The organism is Bacteroides sp. HPS0048, assembly GCF_964240755.1.
GTDB classification, from domain to species: Bacteria; Bacteroidota; Bacteroidia; order Bacteroidales; family Bacteroidaceae; genus Bacteroides; species Bacteroides nordii.
In genome coordinates this window covers 1-17,789 of sequence record NZ_CAXSVC010000058.1, presented here as the reverse complement: position 1 = coordinate 17,789, position 17,789 = coordinate 1, and the positions used below count along the sequence as shown (strand labels likewise).

Here is a 17,789-nt window from a genome sequence, read left to right as displayed (position 1 = left end):
AAGGCTGAAAGCAGGATGGGATGAAAAATACCTGTCAACACTTTTACAGGACAGCGCATTTTAATGCGTCGGCCCTGCTGCCCGTAAATCGCTGGTAGGAGAAGGGAAAGTAACATTGAATTATGCTCCGCGGCGTAATGGACAACTTTTGTTGTCGGGTGGTGTGCTTTCTGCCGATTATAATGGAGAAAACGGAGAATCCAGATTTATAAATTCTATTGCCTCCTCTTTCTTTGGGCGTAATGATGTGAAGTTGTATGATAAACGTTTCTTGCTTATTGGGCATGAGATAGAGTTGACCAATGGATTGCTTTTTTCTGCCTCACTTACCTGGCAGCAGCGTAAAATGCTGGAGAATCATATATCGAGGAGTTGGTTTAAGCGAAAAGCAGAACCTAACATTCCCGCCAACAGTTCTTTTGTACTGATGCCAGAGAATGAATTATTAAAAGCTTCGTTTGCGTTGGAATATACACCGGCGTATTATTACCGAATGATACGTGGGAGAAAGGTTTATGAAGAATCACTCTTTCCCACCTTTACACTCCGTTATGATCGTGCATTTCCTTTGGATGGAGCGAAGCTATCCCCTTCTTATCATCTGACTGAGTTTTCAGCTCGGCAAAAGGTTGGATTCGGCATGTTTAATCGTTTTAATTGGTATGTGAATGCAGGTGCTTTTTGGGATGTTGACAAGATGCAATTTCCCGATTTTAAACATTTTGCAACAACAAGTCTGCCGTTTACGGAACGAACGTTTGATACGGGTTTCGCTTTGCTTGATAATTATGCTTATTCCAATAACACCCGTTGGGCACAAGTCAATCTTTCCTGGTATACTCCTTATCTGTTATTGAAGCAACTTCCTTTTCTGAGAAAAAAGAGGTTTGATGAAGCGTTACATCTCCGCTCGGTATTTGTATATGACCGGAAACCTTATACGGAAATAGGCTATTCTGTGGGAGTTTCTGAAATACTACGGGCGGGAGTTTTTGTAGGTTTTGATTGCCTGAAATTTCATTCGGTTGGAGTATCTGTAAGTATTCCTTTGTCAATGTTCAGGGAGTATTAAGTTGCTATGTAGAAATAATGTTAAGCTTCTGTGACATCTCTGTTGTATTTCAGAAAAAATAATGTAAATTTGCCAATCTCTAATCTTAAAGCATGAAAGAAGTGACAATGGATCGTCAGATACAGCATAAAGATAATATGAAGGTACCGGAACCTACTTTGCGCAGACTACCGTGGTACTTGTCTAATGTTAAATTGCTGAAGCAAAGAGGGGAGCGCTACGTCTCTTCTACACAGATATCCAAGGAAATCAATGTAGATGCTTCACAGATCGCGAAAGACTTGTCTTACGTTAATATTTCCGGGCGTACGCGTGTGGGCTATGAAGTAGATACCTTAATTGCTGTTCTGGAACACTTTCTTGGCTTTACAGATATTCATAAAGCTTTTCTTTTTGGTGTTGGTAGTTTGGGTGGAGCATTGTTGCAGGACTCAGGTTTGAAACACTTTGGTCTGGAAATAGTGGCTGCTTTCGATGTGAATCCTGCTTTGGTAGGTACCAGTCTGAATGGTATTCCTATTTTTCATTCGGATGAATTTGCAAAGAAAATGCAGGAATATGACGTACATATTGGTGTGCTTACTGTTCCTATTGAGATAGCGCAATGTATTACTGATGTAATGGTGGCGGGAGGCATTAAAGCTGTTTGGAACTTTACACCGTTCCGTATCCGTGTTCCTGAAAATATCGTAGTACAGAATACTTCCCTTTATGCCCATTTGGCTGTTATGTTTAACCGATTGAATTTTAACGAAATCAAATAATGAAGATTATCGCTGTAGGAATGAACTATACTCAGCACAATAAAGAGCTGGGACATACGTTAATAAATCAAGAGCCGGTTATCTTCATGAAGCCCGATTCGGCGATACTGAAAGACGGTAAGCCATTCTTTATCCCCGACTTTTCGGACGAGGTGCATTATGAAACAGAATTGGTAGTACGCATTAACCGCTTAGGTAAGAATATCGCCCCACGTTTTGCGCATCGTTACTATGATGCAGTGACCGTTGGAATAGATTTTACTGCTCGTGATCTGCAACGCCGTTTTCGTAAATTCGGCGGACCTTGGGAACTCTGTAAGGGATTCGATAGCTCGGCAGCTATTGGTACATTTGTCCCGGTTGAACGCTTTGCTGATATTCAGCAGTTACATTTTAACCTGACAATTGACGGACAAGAGGTTCAGAGCGGATGTACGGCAGACATGTTGTTTCATGTGGATGATATTATTGCGTATGTGAGCCGTTTTGTGACATTGAAAATTGGCGACCTGTTGTTTACGGGTACTCCCGCAGGAGTAGGGCCCGTTAGTGTAGGTCAGCACCTGCAAGGATACCTTGAAGGAGATAAGCTACTCGATTTTTATATAAGGTAATATGCCTGTTTGCCAATAGAATGTTGGCTGCGTGATAACATTTGCATGGTAACCGGCACATTAGCAAATTAATCTATGCTTATTATGTACAGGGTACTTTACATTCTCATATTGTTTATCGTATTTCCGGTTTCAGCTCAGGATCGTTTTATTACGCTGGATTGGCAGAAGTTACCTGCTGTCCAAACTCTTCCGGAAATTTCTGAAAGCATTCCTTTGTCTGACGATTTCTATTTAAATAACTATGATGTAAAGATTGAGTTTCCGGAGTTTGTAGATCTGACTCCCGAAGCTGTCGTTGAACTAATAGCGAAAGGGGTAACTTTACCCGATTATCCTCAGACTGAGGTTTCTGTTGCCACATCTGCTGATAAGGCTTCTTTAAACGTACGGTTCGTTCCGGTAGTTTACCGCAAGGGGATTTATCAACGCATTAATTCTTTTAAGCTTTCTGTTATTAGTACACCGATTTCTGCCACCACCCTTGCAGCAACAAGAGCAGCCACATTAGCAACTACTGAAAATTCTGTTCTTTCTTCCGGACGATTTGTGAAAATACGTGTCTCAGATACCGGAGTTTATCGTATTACGCAGGCTGAATTAAGGAAAATGGGATTCTCTAATCCGGATAAGGTGCGGATCTATGGTTATGGGGGGTATCTGCTTTCGGAGAAATTCTCAGAACACCCCGCTGATGATCTTCCCGAGGTGCCTTTATATCGTGGAGGCGATGGAGTCTTGTTTTATGCCCGTGGTACCCTTCATTGGAAGAAAACCGGTGATACTTTTGTCCGTATAAAGAATTTCTATTCGGATGATGCTTATTACTTCCTAACAGAGAGTGATGAAAAACCGGCCGAGTTTCCTGTGGAAGATGGTACTGGTAGTAGTTCCAATATTATTGAGACTTTCAATGCATATGCTTTGCATGAGACAGATGCCTATTCATGGGCGGCTTCGGGGCGGGAGTTATATGATTCTTATGACTATGTGGTAGGTAATTCACAAAGTTATTCTTTTACTCTTCCCAATATCACCGATGAAAGTGGCCGTATCCGGGTTGTTTTTACGGCAAGGTCTTTGGGGGCAGGCTCTTCCGGTAACACTACAATGACAGTTGCTATTGATGGACAAAATATTGGTACACAAGTTATTCCTGGAATTAATTCGAATAGCGTTAATGCTCATTATATAAAGGCGGGTGAAGGTACATTAGATCAACTCTGGACAGGTGATAAGTCGGAATCTGTTACTGTAAAGCTTACTCATAATCGTGCTTCCGGTATTTCAGGACGATTGAATTATATTATCTTGAATTATAAACAACGGCTACAGATGAATGGAGGGGCTCTTGCGTTTCGTGCTTTACAATCTCAGGGACAAGCAAGTACATTTGTTATTTCCGGTGCAAATTCTTCTACTGTTGTATGGGATGTTACTTCGCCTTCAGAATATAAACAGATCAAAGGAACTTTGAGTGGAGACACTTATACCTTTACTATTCCAGCTAGTAATATCCTGCGTGAATTTGTGGCAGTTAATACTTCGGCTTCTTTTGGTGGAGTAGAGAGTATGGGAGATGTTTCTAATCAGAACCTTCATGCATTGAAGGGTATTGACATGGTGATTATTGTGCCGGACAGAACTGCTTTTGTTCAGCAAGCCGAACGTTTGGCAGAGGCACATCGTGACAAGGATGGGCTTACTGTAGAGGTAGTGAAAGCTTCACAAGTATACAATGAATTTTCATCCGGAACTCCGGATGCTACGGCTTATCGTCGTTTTATGAAGATGCTGTATGATAAAGCGACTTCTGCCGAAGATCGAATTAAGTATCTATTACTTTTTGGAGATTGTAGTTATGATAATCGCATGATTACAGCAAGTTGGAGGAATTATAAACCTTCTGATTTTCTGCTTTCTTTCCAGTTTCCAAACTCGGTGGATGAGACACAGTCTTATATGACTGACGATTATTTTGGTTTTGTAAAAGGTGAAGTGAGCTCGCTGACCAGTGGTATTCCTGATATTGGTGTAGGTCGTTTTCCTGTTCGTGTGGTTGATGAAGCCAAAGCTGTGGTTGATAAGACAATTGATTATATATATAATAAGAATGCAGGTCCTTGGAAGCGGATGACTTGCTTTGTTGGAGATGATGCGGCAGGGAATGATGATGATATAGGCTTTATGGAACAGGCCAGTGATCTTGCCGATAGAGTAAATAATACCCTTTCTGGTATGCGCGGAGAACGTATCCTTGCAGATGCTTATAAGAGAGAATCTTCGGCTACAGGTTATAGTTATCCTCAGGCAAATAAACGATTATTGCAATTATTAGATCAGGGTTTGATGCTCGTTAATTATACAGGGCATAGTGGTACAACTTCCTGGTCATCAGAAAATTTATTGACTTCTGCTGATGTTGTAAATCTGTCATCTCCTCGTTTATCTATATGGTTTACCGCATCATGTGAGTTTTCTCGTTTTGATGCAGAGGCTACTTCGGCTGGTGAGTTAGCATTGCTGAATGCAAAGGGGGGGGCTATTGCGATGGTTGCAGCCGCACGGGTGGTATATGATGGTCCAAACAAGACTTTGAATAATAACTTTGTGGATAAGTTATTTAATTTGCAGGATGGCAAACGGTTACGGTTGGGAGATGTGCTTCGATTAGCTAAATTGACAGTTAGTGGTGATGGAGGAAATAGATTGAATTTTAATTTGATGGGGGATCCTGCCATAATGCCTACTTATCCTGATTATAAAGTGGTAGTGGATGAGTTCGATGGTCCTCCGTCTGATGAATTGCCTTTTATGAGAGCTGGTGCTAAAGTGACGGTAAAAGGGCATATTCTTACTCCCGATGGTAAGCCTGCTGATGATTTTACAGGAACGGTTCATCCCTTGGTTTATGATAGTAAGGAGACTATTAGTACCCTTAATACGTTAGACAAGGGAGCTGTGACTTATACTGATCATAACAAGATTCTTTTTTCCGGAATGGATTCTGTACGTAATGGCCGCTTTGAACTGACTTTCCCTGTGCCGTTAGATATTAATTATTCCAATGAGCAGGGGTTGTTGAATCTCTATGCTTGTGATGCCGATAAGCGAGAGGCCGGTGGTGTTTTTGATCGTTTTCTCGTAGGAGGAACAGCCGATGATATTCCTACCTCCGGTGAAGGGCCTGATATAATGGTATATCTGAATACTCCTGATTTTCCATGGGGAGGCTTGGTGAATGAAACACCTTATTTTGTAGCGGAATTGGAGGATGAAGATGGAATCAATACTGTAGGAAACGGTATTGGACATGATCTTTCTCTTTGTATTGATGGTAAACTTACTTATTCTTTGAATGATTATTATACTCCGGTTGCAGGTAGTTATACCAAGGGTACAGTTGCATTTTCAATTCCGGCCCTTTCAGAGGGTAAGCATACTCTTACTTTCCGTGCCTGGGATATTATGAATAATTCTTCTGTGAAATCTTTGGAATTTGAAGTTGCGAAAGGATTGCGCCCCGGATTGTTCTCTATAACTTGCAGCAAGAGTCCGGCTCGTGAAAGTACTACATTTATTCTTTCGCATGACCGCCCTGGTTCAGAGCTGAATGTACGTATAGCTGTATGTGACTTTGCAGGTCGGGAGTTATGGGTACACAATGAACAGGGAATATCTTCTGGTGGTTATTATTATGTAGACTGGGATCTATGTAGTAACGCCGGTCAGCGTCTGTCACCGGGTATTTATCTTTACCGTGCTTCTATTACTTCCGGTGATAGCAAGGAGAGTACGAAAACCGAGAAAATAGTCATTCTGGCACAATAAATCAGTGAAAATCCGGTTTATATGTACACATCCATAAGATTGGTTATGAAGAAAATATTTATATCATTTCTATTGTTTTTTGCTTTCTCTGTCAGCTCATGGGCACAGAAAGATCTGTTCAATCCTATCAATACAGGTGTCAATTCACTTAACATTGCTCCCGACTCACGTGGTGGTGGTATGGGAGATGTAGGTGCTGCTACCGACCCGGATAACAACTCACAATACTGGAATCCGGCGAAGTATCCGTTTACGATTGGACGCGCAGGTGTATCTATCTCCTATACTCCCTGGTTGCGTAAACTGGTTAATGATATTGACTTGGCTTATCTGGCCGGATATTATCGTATCGGTGATTACCAGGCTATCAGTGGTTCGTTACGCTATTTCTCTTTGGGTGAAGTGCCTATGGGAGGAGATGCTACAACAGGTCCTACCTATAATATCAGTCCTTATGAAATGGCAGTAGATGTGGCTTATTCGCGTATGCTATCCGAGCGTTTTTCTGCTGCTGTTGCTTTGCGTTACATCTACTCTGATTTGGCTTATAAACAGGATGAAGAGGTTTCTCCCGGTTCTGCATTTGCAGCTGATATTGCTTTCTATTATACAAATTATATCATGCTTGCACAGCGTGAGTGTATGTTGTCTTTCGGGTTAAACCTTTCTAATATTGGTACGAAAATCTCTTATGATGGAGGAAATTCCAGCCAATTCCTGCCTACTAATTTTCGTTTAGGTGGTTCGTTGTTGGCTCCGATAGACGATTTTAATACAATAGCTTTCAGTCTTGATATAAACAAGCTGATGGTTCCTACGCGTCCTACAGAAGAACAATATCGGGCGGCAACCGGTGCTGAAGAAGGGGACACGGATGGATATAGAAACTGGTTGGATTCGGAGGGTTATAATGATATCTCTCCAATCAAAGGTATTTTTAAATCCTTCAGTGATGCTCCCGGTGGTTTCAAGGAAGAGCTGCAAGAGATTCAATGGTCTTTAGGAGTAGAATATACTTATCATAATCAATTCTCCGTTCGTGGTGGTTATCACTATGAACATGAGAACAAGGGTAATCGTAAGTACTTCTCTTTTGGTGCCGGATTTAAGATGAGTGTATTCTCTCTTGATGCTGCTTACCTGGTGTCTACTGCGCAAAGCAATCCGCTTGACCAGACACTGCGTTTCACATTAGGTTTTGATCTTGACGGTATCAGAGATTTATTTGGTCGTCGGAGATAACTTCGGAATAATACAAATAGAACAAGAGGATGTGTCAAAGATTTTACTGACACGTCCTCTTCTTTTTTAGTAGCTTTTCTTACTTCTGCTACGTGAATAATCCTAAAAAAGCCATCCAACTTAGATGTAATCCGGAGAAAAATGGATAGCTTCGGGCTGAAATTAATTTTTTACTGATTTTAAAGAAAAAGATATAAAGATGAAGATACGTGTAGGCTTTGGGTTTGACGTTCATCAGTTGGTAGAAGGACGTGAATTATGGTTAGGAGGTATTCTCCTGGAACATGAAAAAGGATTATTAGGGCACTCTGATGCAGACGTTCTGATACATGCAATTTGTGACGCTTTACTGGGAGCTGCCAATATGCGTGATATTGGTTATCACTTTCCCGATACAGCCGGAGAGTTTAAGAATGTTGACAGTAAGATATTATTAAAGAGAACTGTTGAATTGATTGCAACCAAGGGGTATAGAGTAGGAAATATCGATGCTACTATCTGTGCAGAACGTCCGAAACTGAAAGCACATATTTCTGTTATGCAGACGAAACTCGCAGAAGTGATGGATATAGATGTGGATGACGTTTCTATTAAAGCTACAACAACAGAGAAGTTGGGCTTTACAGGTCGCGAAGAAGGTATATCGGCCTATGCCACTGTATTGATTGAAAAAACGGATTGTAAATAAACTACCCAAACACATATTCTAACCTTATAAATTATTAGTATCATGATTAAATTAAAAGTACTGTTTGTGCTGCTTTTCTCCCTTTGGGGTGCTACATCTGGCTTTGCCCAAAACACAAAACTTAAGTTTAACAAGGATGGTAAGTTTAAGATCGTACAATTTACCGATGTACACTTTAAATATGGTAATCCGGCTTCAGATGTTGCTCTCGAACGCATCAATGAAGTGTTGGATACCGAGCATCCCGATCTGGTTGTATTTACCGGCGATGTTATTTATGCTGCTCCTGCAGACAGTGGTATGCATAAGGTATTAGAACAGGTTTCCAACCGTAAGATTCCTTTTGTGGTGACTTTTGGTAACCACGATGATGAGCAAAAGATGACCCGTGAACAACTTTATGATTTAATTCGTGAGGTTCCCTACAATCTTCTTCCCGACCGTGGTAATGTTTCATCACCGGATTATGTGTTGACCGTAAAGTCATCTTCTGATGCAAAGGAAGCTGCTTTGCTTTATTGCATGGATTCTCATTCTTATTCTCCAATGAAGGATGTTGATGGTTACAATTGGTTTACGTTTGATCAGATAGCCTGGTACCGCAATCAGAGTGCTGCCTATACAGCGGCTAATAATGGTCAACCGTTGCCTGCCGTTGCTTTCTTTCACATCCCCCTGCCCGAATACAACGAAGCTGCCGAGGATGAAAATGCGATATTGCGTGGTACACGTATGGAAAGGGCCTGCGCACCGAAAATAAATTCGGGAATGTTTACTGCGATGAAAGAATCGGGTGATATTATGGCTACTTTCGTTGGACACGATCATGACAATGATTATGCGGTAATGTGGAAAGGGATCCTTTTGGCCTACGGGCGTTATACCGGAGGAAACACCGTATACAATCACTTACCTAACGGAGCGCGGGTGATCGAACTGAATGAAGGTACCCGTACTTTCACCTCCTGGATTCGTTTGAAAGGAGAGGTTATAGATAAAGTATCCTATCCGGCCAGCTTTGTTAAAGACGACTGGCGTAAGCGCTAACTTCCTGTAATTTTACGTGGCTCAGGCGGGTATACTTCGAGCCACGTATTTTGTAGATACGTGCCACGCGCGCTGAACTTATGTGTATTATTTCATCTGTTTGATATGCATGTTCCGTGGCGGGTATCCGGCAGGATTCTCCGCTTGGGCTTTTAGCCGTGAACCGGATAACTACCAGATTTCCGGAAGTATCGGTCAGTGTTACAATCTGCCGTATATAAAACTGTACGGTTGTACCGTTTATCCGGGTTTTATATGGGTCATCCTCTACTTTTACCTTTATGACTTTTAAGGTCAGATCTGCTACCTTATCACCTATGTTACCCAGAAAACGTCCTGTTTCCTGATTTTGTTTTGCTTTCCGTAGCATGAGGTCCAGGTGTATGGAGTGGTACACTTTGGCAATTTCCACAAAGCGTTCTTGTTTAGGGATTCTTGGGGTATATTTATAAGCTATCCAGCTCATATATACGGGATCTATTTTAAGTATTTCGTGTAAATAGTGCCCACGGTATTTTCCGAAAGAGACAATATCATCTCCATTACTCAACATTCTTTTCTTATTATATTCCACAATGAGCAGGCAGCGTCTTGAGAAGTAAAACATGGTACTGGCCATTCGTAATGCTTCATAGATATCTGTCGAAAGATCGTGTATGAATAAGATGGATTGTCTTTGGGGTTCCGGCGAGTAAATCCACAGCGAATAACTATTATATCCCGGACGTGGCAGCACTATGAGATAAGCACCTGCTTCTTTGAAAGATGTTCTTCCCCGATTGTACTCATTTAGTTTGGCGTACAAGAGGATTTCTTCAGTTTCGGGTATTCCCGGCAGTCTTGGATTAGCCATATTTATGAGATTTCTTATTTTCAAATATAGTGTTTTTTCCCGAATAATCAAATTATGCCAGGATTATTTTGTAATACTTCAGAGAAATGGATAGATTTGTAGTCAAAATATAGAATACAAAATAACGATGCAGGACAGACATACCAATCGCAAACGCTACTTTGATGAACTGGCTGTTAGTAGCCGAAAGTATTTTCTTCCCTACCTGGAAGAGTTTTTTCCTATCACTTCATCTACCCGTATTCTTGAGATAGGTTGTGGCGACGGGGGGAATCTTTTGCCCTTTGCCGAGCGACAGTGTTCTGTAACAGGCATTGACATGGCTGAAACACGTATTCTGCAAGCCCGTGAGTTTTTTGCTGAATCGGGTTGTGCAGCACAGTTCAAGGCTGTGAATGTTTTTGATATGACTCCTGAAAAAGAGAAGTATGACGTTATCCTGATTCATGATGTAATTGAGCATATTGGTGATAAAAAATCAATGTTGCAGCATATCCGGCAGTTTCTGGCTCCCGGCGGAGTTGTATTTATTGGTTTTCCTGCCTGGCAAATGCCTTTCGGAGGGCATCAACAGATCTGTCATAGTAAAGTAGCTTCTCACTGGCCATTTCTGCATTTATTACCGCGTCCTCTTTATCGCAGTGTGTTGAAAATCTGTGGGGAGAGTGAAGTCTGCATTGCTGAACTGCTTGACATTAAATCCTGTCGTACCACCATTGAAATGTTCGAGCGTCTGGCTCGTAAAACAGGGTATTCCATTCGCCAACGTAAGTTCTGGTTTATTAATCCACATTATGAAGTGAAATTTCGGTTACGCCCTTGTGTGCTTTCTCCTTTTATTGCAAACATACCCTATGTAAGGAACTATTTTACAACATCCTGCTTTTATATACTTGATGCCTCTGTGTGATACTCATCGGATATCTGGTTTATATGGCAGTTGTTTCACTTTTTTTCTGCTCCGTATGGCTATCTGAGCGGAATACTGTACATTTGCATGCATACAATAATCAGACTTTGCATGAAAGAACCAAATAAGCGGGTATTAGTAGGTATGAGTGGCGGTATAGACAGCACAGCCACCTGCCTGATGCTACAAGAACAAGGATATGAAATAGTAGGTGTAACCATGCGTGTGTGGGGAGATGAACCGCAGGATGCCAGAGAACTGGCTGCGCGAATGGGCATTGAACACTATGTAGCCGACGAACGGATACCTTTCAAAGATACAATCGTAAAGAATTTCATTGATGAATATCGTCAGGGGCGAACCCCTAATCCCTGCGTGATGTGCAATCCGTTGTTTAAGTTTCGTGTATTGACGGAGTGGGCGGATCGCCTGAATTGTAATTGGATTGCTACCGGACATTACTCCCGGTTGGAAGAACGTAATGGGAATATATATATCGTAGCGGGAGATGATGATAAAAAAGACCAGTCCTATTTCCTTTGGCGTCTGGGTCAGGATGTATTGAGGCGTTGCATTTTCCCTTTGGGAAACTATACCAAGCTGAAAGTACGGGATTATCTGCGTGAAAAAGGGTATGAAGCCAAATCAAAAGAAGGCGAGAGTATGGAAGTCTGCTTTATCAGAGGAGATTATCGTGATTTTCTGCGTGAGCAATATCCCGAACTGGATACGGAGATTGGTCCGGGATGGTTTGTCAATTCGGAAGGAGTGAAGTTGGGACAGCATAAAGGGTTTCCTTATTATACAATCGGGCAGCGGAAAGGACTTGAGATTGCTTTGGGTAAACCCGCATACGTGCTGAAAATCAATCCACAGAAGAACACTGTAATGCTGGGGGATGTTGAACAGTTACATGCCGGATATATGCTCGCCGATCAGGATCACCTGATTGATGAGCAGGAAGTATTATCATGCCAGAATCTGGCGGTACGTATTCGTTATCGCAGCCGCCCGATACCCTGCCGGGTGAAGCGATTGGAAGATGGACGGCTGTTCGTGAAGTTCCTTGCAGAGGCTTCTGCCATTACTCCAGGACAGTCGGCAGTGTTTTATGATGACCGTCGGGTGATAGGTGGTGCATTTATAGCTTCACAGCGGGGGATTGGCCTTGTGATTGAAGAAAACAAAGATTTTTAATAGAAACCGAATATAAAGTATGAGAAAATTAATTTTGGGCGCTCTGCTTCTTGCTACTACCGGAGTATCGGCGCAACAGGACACATTGAAGTATCGCATCAGTCTCAGAGATAAGGCTGCCACCACTTATTCATTAGATCGTCCGGAAGAGTTTCTTTCAAAGAAAGCTATTGAACGTCGTCAGAAACAGCGGTTGGCAATAGACTCTACCGACTTACCGGTGTGCCGTAAGTATGTGGATGCTATTCGTAAGAAAGGTGTGAATATTGTCACTATGGGAAAATGGGACAACTTTGTTACTGTGTCCTGCAACGATACGACATTGATAGATAAGATAGCCAAACTTCCTTTTGTCCGTACTACCGAAAAGGTATGGATTGCGCCCGATCCAAAGAATCCTACGATGGCTACCGAACGCGATTCATTGGTAAATACCCCTTTGTGGATAAAAGAAGCCTATGGACCGGCACTCCGCCAGATCCGGATAAGCAATGGCGACAAGCTGCATAAAGCAGGATTTAAAGGACAAGGGATGACGATTGCTGTGATTGATGCAGGTTTTCATAATGCTGACAGTATAGATGCGATGAAGAATATCAACATTCTGGGTACAAAAGATTTTGTAAATCCCCAAGCTGACATTTATGCCGAGAGCAGTCATGGCATGTGTGTACTTTCATGCATTGGTATGAATCAGCCTCATGTGATGATTGGTACGGCTCCTGAGGCTTCTTTCTGGCTTTTACGTAGCGAGGATGAATATTCCGAACATTTAGTGGAACAGGATTACTGGGCGGCTGCCATTGAATTTGCCGATAGTGTGGGAGTAGATGTGGTAAATACGTCATTGGGATATTATGCTTTTGATGATAAATCAAAAGATTATCGTTATCGTGATCTGGACGGCCACTTCGCTTTGATGTCTCGCCAGGCTGCAAAGGCAGCAGATAAGGGTATGATTGTAGTGTGCAGTGCCGGGAATGCCGGTTCGGGACCTTGGAAAAAAACGACTCCTCCGGGAGATGCAGACAATGTACTTACGGTAGGTGCTATTAGTAAAAAAGGTGAACTGGCTCCCTTCTCTTCTATCGGAAATACAGCCGATGGCCGTGTAAAACCTGATGTAATGGCAGTAGGCTTAGGTTCGGACGTAATGGGGACGGATGGTGTATTGAGAAGAGCCAACGGTACTTCATTCTCTTCACCTATCATGTGTGGTATGGTGACTTGCTTGTGGCAGGCACTTCCCAATCTGACGGCAAAGGAGATCATTGAACTGGTTCGCCGTTCGGGAGATCGTGCCAAATATCCCGACAATATTTATGGATACGGGATTCCTGATATGTGGAAAGCTTATCAGTCTGCAAAATGAAACAGGAAGCGCTGACTCTCTTTGATCTCAATGCGTTGGTGCGACGGAGCCTGGAACAATGCTTGCCCGATGAATACTGGATACAGGCGGAGCTGAGTGATGTGCGGTCCAACAGTACGGGACATTGTTATCTGGAGTTTATACAGAAAGATTCTCGTAGCAATAATCTTATTGCCAAAGCGCGGGGGATGATCTGGAGCAATATATTTCGGTTGCTGAAACCTTATTTTGAAGAAGCAACCGGACAGATGTTCGGTTCCGGTATCAAAGTATTGGTGAAGGTGACTGTACAGTTTCATGAGCTATATGGCTATAGCCTGACTGTGCTGGATATTGACCCAACTTACACGCTGGGCGATATGGCACGCCGCCGTCGCGAGATATTGCAGCAGCTGGAAGAAGAGGGAGTACTGACCTTAAATAAAGAACTTGAAATGCCTCTGTTGCCGCAGCGTATAGCTGTTATCTCTTCGGCTACTGCTGCCGGTTACGGAGATTTCTGCCATCAGTTGCAGCACAATTCCCGTGGCTTTTTCTTTTATACGGAATTGTTTCCGGCTATGATGCAGGGTAATCAGGTAGAAGAATCCGTTCTGTCTGCACTCGACCGTGTGAATGCCCGGCTAGGCGACTTTGATGTTGTTGTTATCATTCGTGGCGGAGGAGCGACGTCCGATTTATCCGGTTTTGATACTTATCTGCTGGCAGCTGCCTGTGCACAATTTCCATTACCCATAATTACCGGCATTGGGCACGAACGTGATGACACGGTGCTTGATTCTGTGGCGCATACCCGGGTGAAGACACCGACTGCCGCTGCCGAATTACTAATAAACCGTATGGATGAAGCTGCGGATCAGCTGGAATATCTGTCTACCCGTCTTCGCGAAGGTGCTTCTGCTTTTCTTGAACGTGAATCCGGAAGACTCTTGTCTTGCCAGGCGCGTATTCCCGCATTAGTGGTTCATCGGTTGTCAGATGCACGTTTTCGCCTGTTGACAGCAAGCAAAGATTTAATGCAAGTCTCTGCCGCTTTACTGGCTCGTCAGCGCCATCGCCTGGAACTGTTTCAGCAGCGTATCACTGATGCCTCTCCCGATAAACTCCTTGCCCGTGGCTATAGTATCACTCTGAAAGAAGGTAAACCCGTCACCGATGCTTCCCAGGTATCTCCCGGTGACGAAATCATCACTCGCTTGCATCACGGAGAACTAACTTCAATCGTAAATTCAGAGTTACTTCAATCATCTAATTGTAAATCGTCTAATCGTTAATAAAATTATGTCTGTAAAAAAAGAAACCTATTCTCAGGCTATGGAGCGCCTGGAAAAGATTGTTCGTCAGATTGACAATAATGAACTTGAAATAGATGTGTTGGCAGAAAAAATAAAGGAGGCCAATGAAATAATTGCATTTTGTACGGAGAAACTGACAAAAGCTGATCGGGAAGTCGAAAAATTGTTGCATGAAAAGCTACAATCTAAAGAATAAAAGTTATTTTTGTTGTCTGATAGCAGAATTTAACTAATATACATACTAATATGAAAGAAATAGATTGGTCTAATCTGTCATTCGGCTATATGAAGACAGATTACAACGTGAGAATTAATTATCGCGATGGTGCATGGGGCGAATTGGAAATAAGCAGTAGCGAAATCCTTAACCTGCACATGGCTGCCACTTGTCTGCACTATGGTCAGGAGGCATTTGAGGGCTTGAAAGCTTTCCGTGGTAAAGATGGTAAAGTTCGTATTTTCCGTCTTGAAGAGAACGCGGCACGTTTACAATCTACTTGTAGAGGAATCCTTATGCCGGAACTTCCGACCGACCGTTTCAAAGAGGCTGTTCTGAAAGCTGTAAAACTGAACGAACGTTTCATTCCGCCTTATGAAACAGGAGCTTCTCTTTATATCCGCCCGCTACTCATTGGTACCGGTGCGCAGGTAGGTGTACGTCCTGCTAACGAATATCTCTTTGTAATCTTCGTAACGCCGGTAGGTCCTTACTTCAAGGGTGGGTTTGCAACTACTCCTTACGTAATCACACGCAAATATGACCGTGCAGCTCCGCTGGGAACAGGTACTTATAAAGTAGGTGGTAATTATGCTGCCAGTCTGCGTGCAAGTATGGAAGCTCACGAAGCTGGATATTCGGCTGAGTTCTATCTCGATGCAAAAGAGAAGAAGTATATGGACGAGTGTGGTGCAGCCAATTTCTTTGGTATTAAAAATAATACTTATATTACCCCATTATCAACATCTATTCTTCCTTCCATCACCAACAAGAGTCTTATGCAGCTGGCAGAAGACATGGGATTGAAAGTAGAGCGCCGTCCGGTGCCCGAAGAAGAACTGGCAACTCTTGAAGAGGCCGGTGCTTGTGGTACTGCTGCCGTGATCAGCCCGATACAGCGTATTGATGATCCGGAAAATGATCATTCATATATTATCTCTAAGGATGGTAAACCAGGCCCGATCTGTACAAAATTGTACCATAAACTACGTGCTATCCAATATGGCGACGAACCGGATACACACGGATGGGTAACTATTGTAGAATGACATTTATTTAATTAAATCTTATATATTATGTTGAAACAAAATTCAGAATTGCGTGCAGAAGCACGTGTTGCTCTTACTGACAAATGGGTGATGGGAGCAGTAACTACTCTCGTATTTGGTGCTGTATCGGGTGCTGCTTCTTACATTCCGGTTGTTGGAACTATATTGGTTGCATTGCCTATGATGTATGGATACTCTATTGTGATGCTGAGCGTAATGAGAGGCGGTGAAATGAACATCGGAGGTCTGTTTGATGGATTCAATGATTTCGGCCGTATTGTTGGTACTAAATTGCTTCAGGCTATTTATACATTTTTATGGACGCTGTTGCTCGTTATTCCTGGTATTATTAAGAACTATTCGTATGCAATGACGGACTTTATTCTGAAAGATCAACCGGAGTTGGCTAATAATGCTGCTATCGAAAAAAGTATGGCTATGATGGATGGTAACAAGATGAAATTGTTCTTGCTTGATCTTAGCTTTATCGGTTGGGCTATTTTGTGTCTTTTTACTTTTGGTATCGGATTCCTTTTCCTACAACCTTATGTACAATCTGCTCATGCTGCTTTCTATGAAGATTTGAAAGCGCAGACAGTTGTAGAAGAAGAGGTTATTATTGAAGCTTAAGATAAAACTCTTATATAATATGGATAAATGGAGTGCGGAGAAATCTGTACTCCATTTATTTTTGCGATAATCTGCGTTTTTTTATGCCTCTCTTCATAACGGACATTTCTTGATTGTGTGATACCTTGATAGAATTTGGTATAGACAACATAAGGCGAAAATTATGCTTATTAATAATATCATATGCTTATGTTATAACATTCCTTTCTGTATTAATATAAGGCTATCCGGATTTATTATTTGAAAAAGGGTACCGAAAGGTTCATAAATTCCTATTGGCACTTCATCGTATGCACGAAATCCAGGAAGAGTATCATGGTAGGATATTAACTTACTTGCATTAATATATTGATTTCCTATACCCTCTTCACCATAATAAACAAATACATAGTTTCCAATATATGTATAACCCTTGATCAGTTTTCTCTCATAATATGGTTCGGCTATCATTAAAAAATAATCTTTACCTGCTTCTGAATAAAAATAGAAACTTAAAACTTTTTCTTCAATAGAACTCGTATATTTTTTATCTTTTATGTATATTATGAATTCATTTATGGCTCGCTTCATAGATTCATTAAAAATAGTATGATAGTCATTCTGTTCCATAGTATCAGAATAAGATATCAGATTATTTTCCAAACCAGTTTGCTGGATTTTTCTATTGTTGGTACATCCTGTACAAATCAATATAATTAAAATTAGCCATATTACTTTCATACTTATCTATCTTTTAGGGACTATAAAATGAAGTCTCTTATTATTAATGCGAATCAGTAGTTGAAAACCGGACTCAACTTAATTGCATATATTTGTTCAAAACAAGGCGATATGAACTACCTTTTATCAGGAAAAAAACTACTATTCTCTCTTTTATAATCTATAACCAAAACTTCTGATTCTATAATCGGAACTTTTGGTTATAAAACTTAAAGTTTTAATCTTACAACTGAAACTTTTGATTATAGTTTACCTTTAATTGTCCGTAACTTTACTTCCTATGAAAAG

At 41.7% G+C, this 17,789-nt stretch carries 15 protein-coding genes and 1 pseudogene; 14 read left to right on the top strand and 2 right to left on the bottom strand.

Annotated features, from left to right (window positions below; genetic code table 11):
* Positions 1–79: 79 nt before the first annotated feature.
* The 7 genes and pseudogenes from ACESQI_RS23635 to ACESQI_RS23605 form a co-directional block, all read left to right on the top strand.
* Positions 80–1,072: pseudogene (locus ACESQI_RS23635) on the top strand (DUF5686 family protein); the annotation flags it as partial.
* Positions 1,073–1,173: 101 nt separating this feature from the next.
* On the top strand, positions 1,174–1,836 hold the full coding sequence (locus ACESQI_RS23630) for a redox-sensing transcriptional repressor Rex (RefSeq protein WP_195660024.1): 663 nt from the start codon (positions 1,174–1,176) through the stop codon (positions 1,834–1,836).
* The gene (locus ACESQI_RS23625; RefSeq protein ID WP_195659992.1) at positions 1,836–2,450 is read left to right on the top strand and encodes a fumarylacetoacetate hydrolase family protein; all 615 of its coding nucleotides are present in this window, start codon (positions 1,836–1,838) and stop codon (positions 2,448–2,450) included. The genes ACESQI_RS23630 and ACESQI_RS23625 overlap by 1 nt, the downstream gene beginning before the upstream one ends.
* Before the next feature lie 84 nt (positions 2,451–2,534).
* The gene (porU, locus tag ACESQI_RS23620) at positions 2,535–6,281 is read left to right on the top strand and encodes a type IX secretion system sortase PorU (RefSeq protein WP_195659993.1); all 3,747 of its coding nucleotides are present in this window, start codon (positions 2,535–2,537) and stop codon (positions 6,279–6,281) included.
* Between the two features lie 45 nt (positions 6,282–6,326).
* A complete protein-coding gene (gene porV / locus ACESQI_RS23615; protein WP_007487239.1) occupies positions 6,327–7,523 on the top strand; it encodes a type IX secretion system outer membrane channel protein PorV in 1,197 nt (398 codons plus the stop codon).
* 199 nt (positions 7,524–7,722) lie between these two features.
* Positions 7,723–8,211, top strand: coding sequence for a 2-C-methyl-D-erythritol 2,4-cyclodiphosphate synthase (gene ispF / locus ACESQI_RS23610; protein WP_002562273.1), 489 nt, complete (start codon positions 7,723–7,725; stop codon positions 8,209–8,211).
* A 42-nt stretch (positions 8,212–8,253) separates the two neighbouring features.
* Complete coding sequence (locus ACESQI_RS23605) at positions 8,254–9,258, top strand: metallophosphoesterase family protein (protein WP_195659994.1); 1,005 nt, start codon at positions 8,254–8,256, stop codon at positions 9,256–9,258.
* Here the strand turns inward: ACESQI_RS23605 and ACESQI_RS23600 are convergent.
* The gene (locus ACESQI_RS23600) at positions 9,233–10,111 is read right to left on the bottom strand and encodes a hypothetical protein (RefSeq protein WP_195659995.1); all 879 of its coding nucleotides are present in this window, start codon (positions 10,109–10,111) and stop codon (positions 9,233–9,235) included. The two genes, ACESQI_RS23605 and ACESQI_RS23600, sit on opposite strands and share 26 nt — an antisense overlap.
* 127 nt (positions 10,112–10,238) lie before the next feature.
* Between ACESQI_RS23600 and ACESQI_RS23595 the strand changes: the two genes are divergently transcribed.
* The 7 genes from ACESQI_RS23595 (at position 10,239) to ACESQI_RS23565 (ending at position 16,781) form a co-directional block, all read left to right on the top strand.
* Positions 10,239–11,021 (top strand): bifunctional 2-polyprenyl-6-hydroxyphenol methylase/3-demethylubiquinol 3-O-methyltransferase UbiG, encoded by a 783-nt coding sequence (locus ACESQI_RS23595; protein WP_195659996.1) that lies wholly within the window; start codon positions 10,239–10,241, stop codon positions 11,019–11,021.
* 111 nt (positions 11,022–11,132) lie between these two features.
* Positions 11,133–12,218 (top strand): tRNA 2-thiouridine(34) synthase MnmA, encoded by a 1,086-nt coding sequence (gene mnmA / locus ACESQI_RS23590; protein WP_373127333.1) that lies wholly within the window; start codon positions 11,133–11,135, stop codon positions 12,216–12,218.
* A 19-nt stretch (positions 12,219–12,237) separates the two neighbouring features.
* On the top strand, positions 12,238–13,590 hold the full coding sequence (locus ACESQI_RS23585; protein WP_373127331.1) for a S8 family serine peptidase: 1,353 nt from the start codon (positions 12,238–12,240) through the stop codon (positions 13,588–13,590).
* On the top strand, positions 13,587–14,864 hold the full coding sequence (gene xseA, locus ACESQI_RS23580; protein ID WP_373127329.1) for an exodeoxyribonuclease VII large subunit: 1,278 nt from the start codon (positions 13,587–13,589) through the stop codon (positions 14,862–14,864). Before ACESQI_RS23585 ends, xseA begins: the two co-directional genes overlap by 4 nt.
* 7 nt (positions 14,865–14,871) lie before the next feature.
* The gene (gene xseB / locus ACESQI_RS23575; protein ID WP_002562266.1) at positions 14,872–15,081 is read left to right on the top strand and encodes an exodeoxyribonuclease VII small subunit; all 210 of its coding nucleotides are present in this window, start codon (positions 14,872–14,874) and stop codon (positions 15,079–15,081) included.
* Between the two features lie 38 nt (positions 15,082–15,119).
* A complete protein-coding gene (locus tag ACESQI_RS23570) occupies positions 15,120–16,151 on the top strand; it encodes a branched-chain amino acid aminotransferase (RefSeq protein ID WP_288508093.1) in 1,032 nt (343 codons plus the stop codon).
* Between the two features lie 27 nt (positions 16,152–16,178).
* On the top strand, positions 16,179–16,781 hold the full coding sequence (locus ACESQI_RS23565) for a DUF975 family protein (protein ID WP_002562264.1): 603 nt from the start codon (positions 16,179–16,181) through the stop codon (positions 16,779–16,781).
* Between the two features lie 192 nt (positions 16,782–16,973).
* Here the strand turns inward: ACESQI_RS23565 and ACESQI_RS23560 are convergent, their stop codons facing one another.
* Positions 16,974–17,501 carry a hypothetical protein gene (locus ACESQI_RS23560; RefSeq protein ID WP_002562263.1) on the bottom strand — a complete coding sequence of 176 codons (528 nt, stop codon included), beginning with the start codon at positions 17,499–17,501 and terminating at the stop codon, positions 16,974–16,976.
* Between the last annotated feature and the right edge of the window lie 288 nt (positions 17,502–17,789).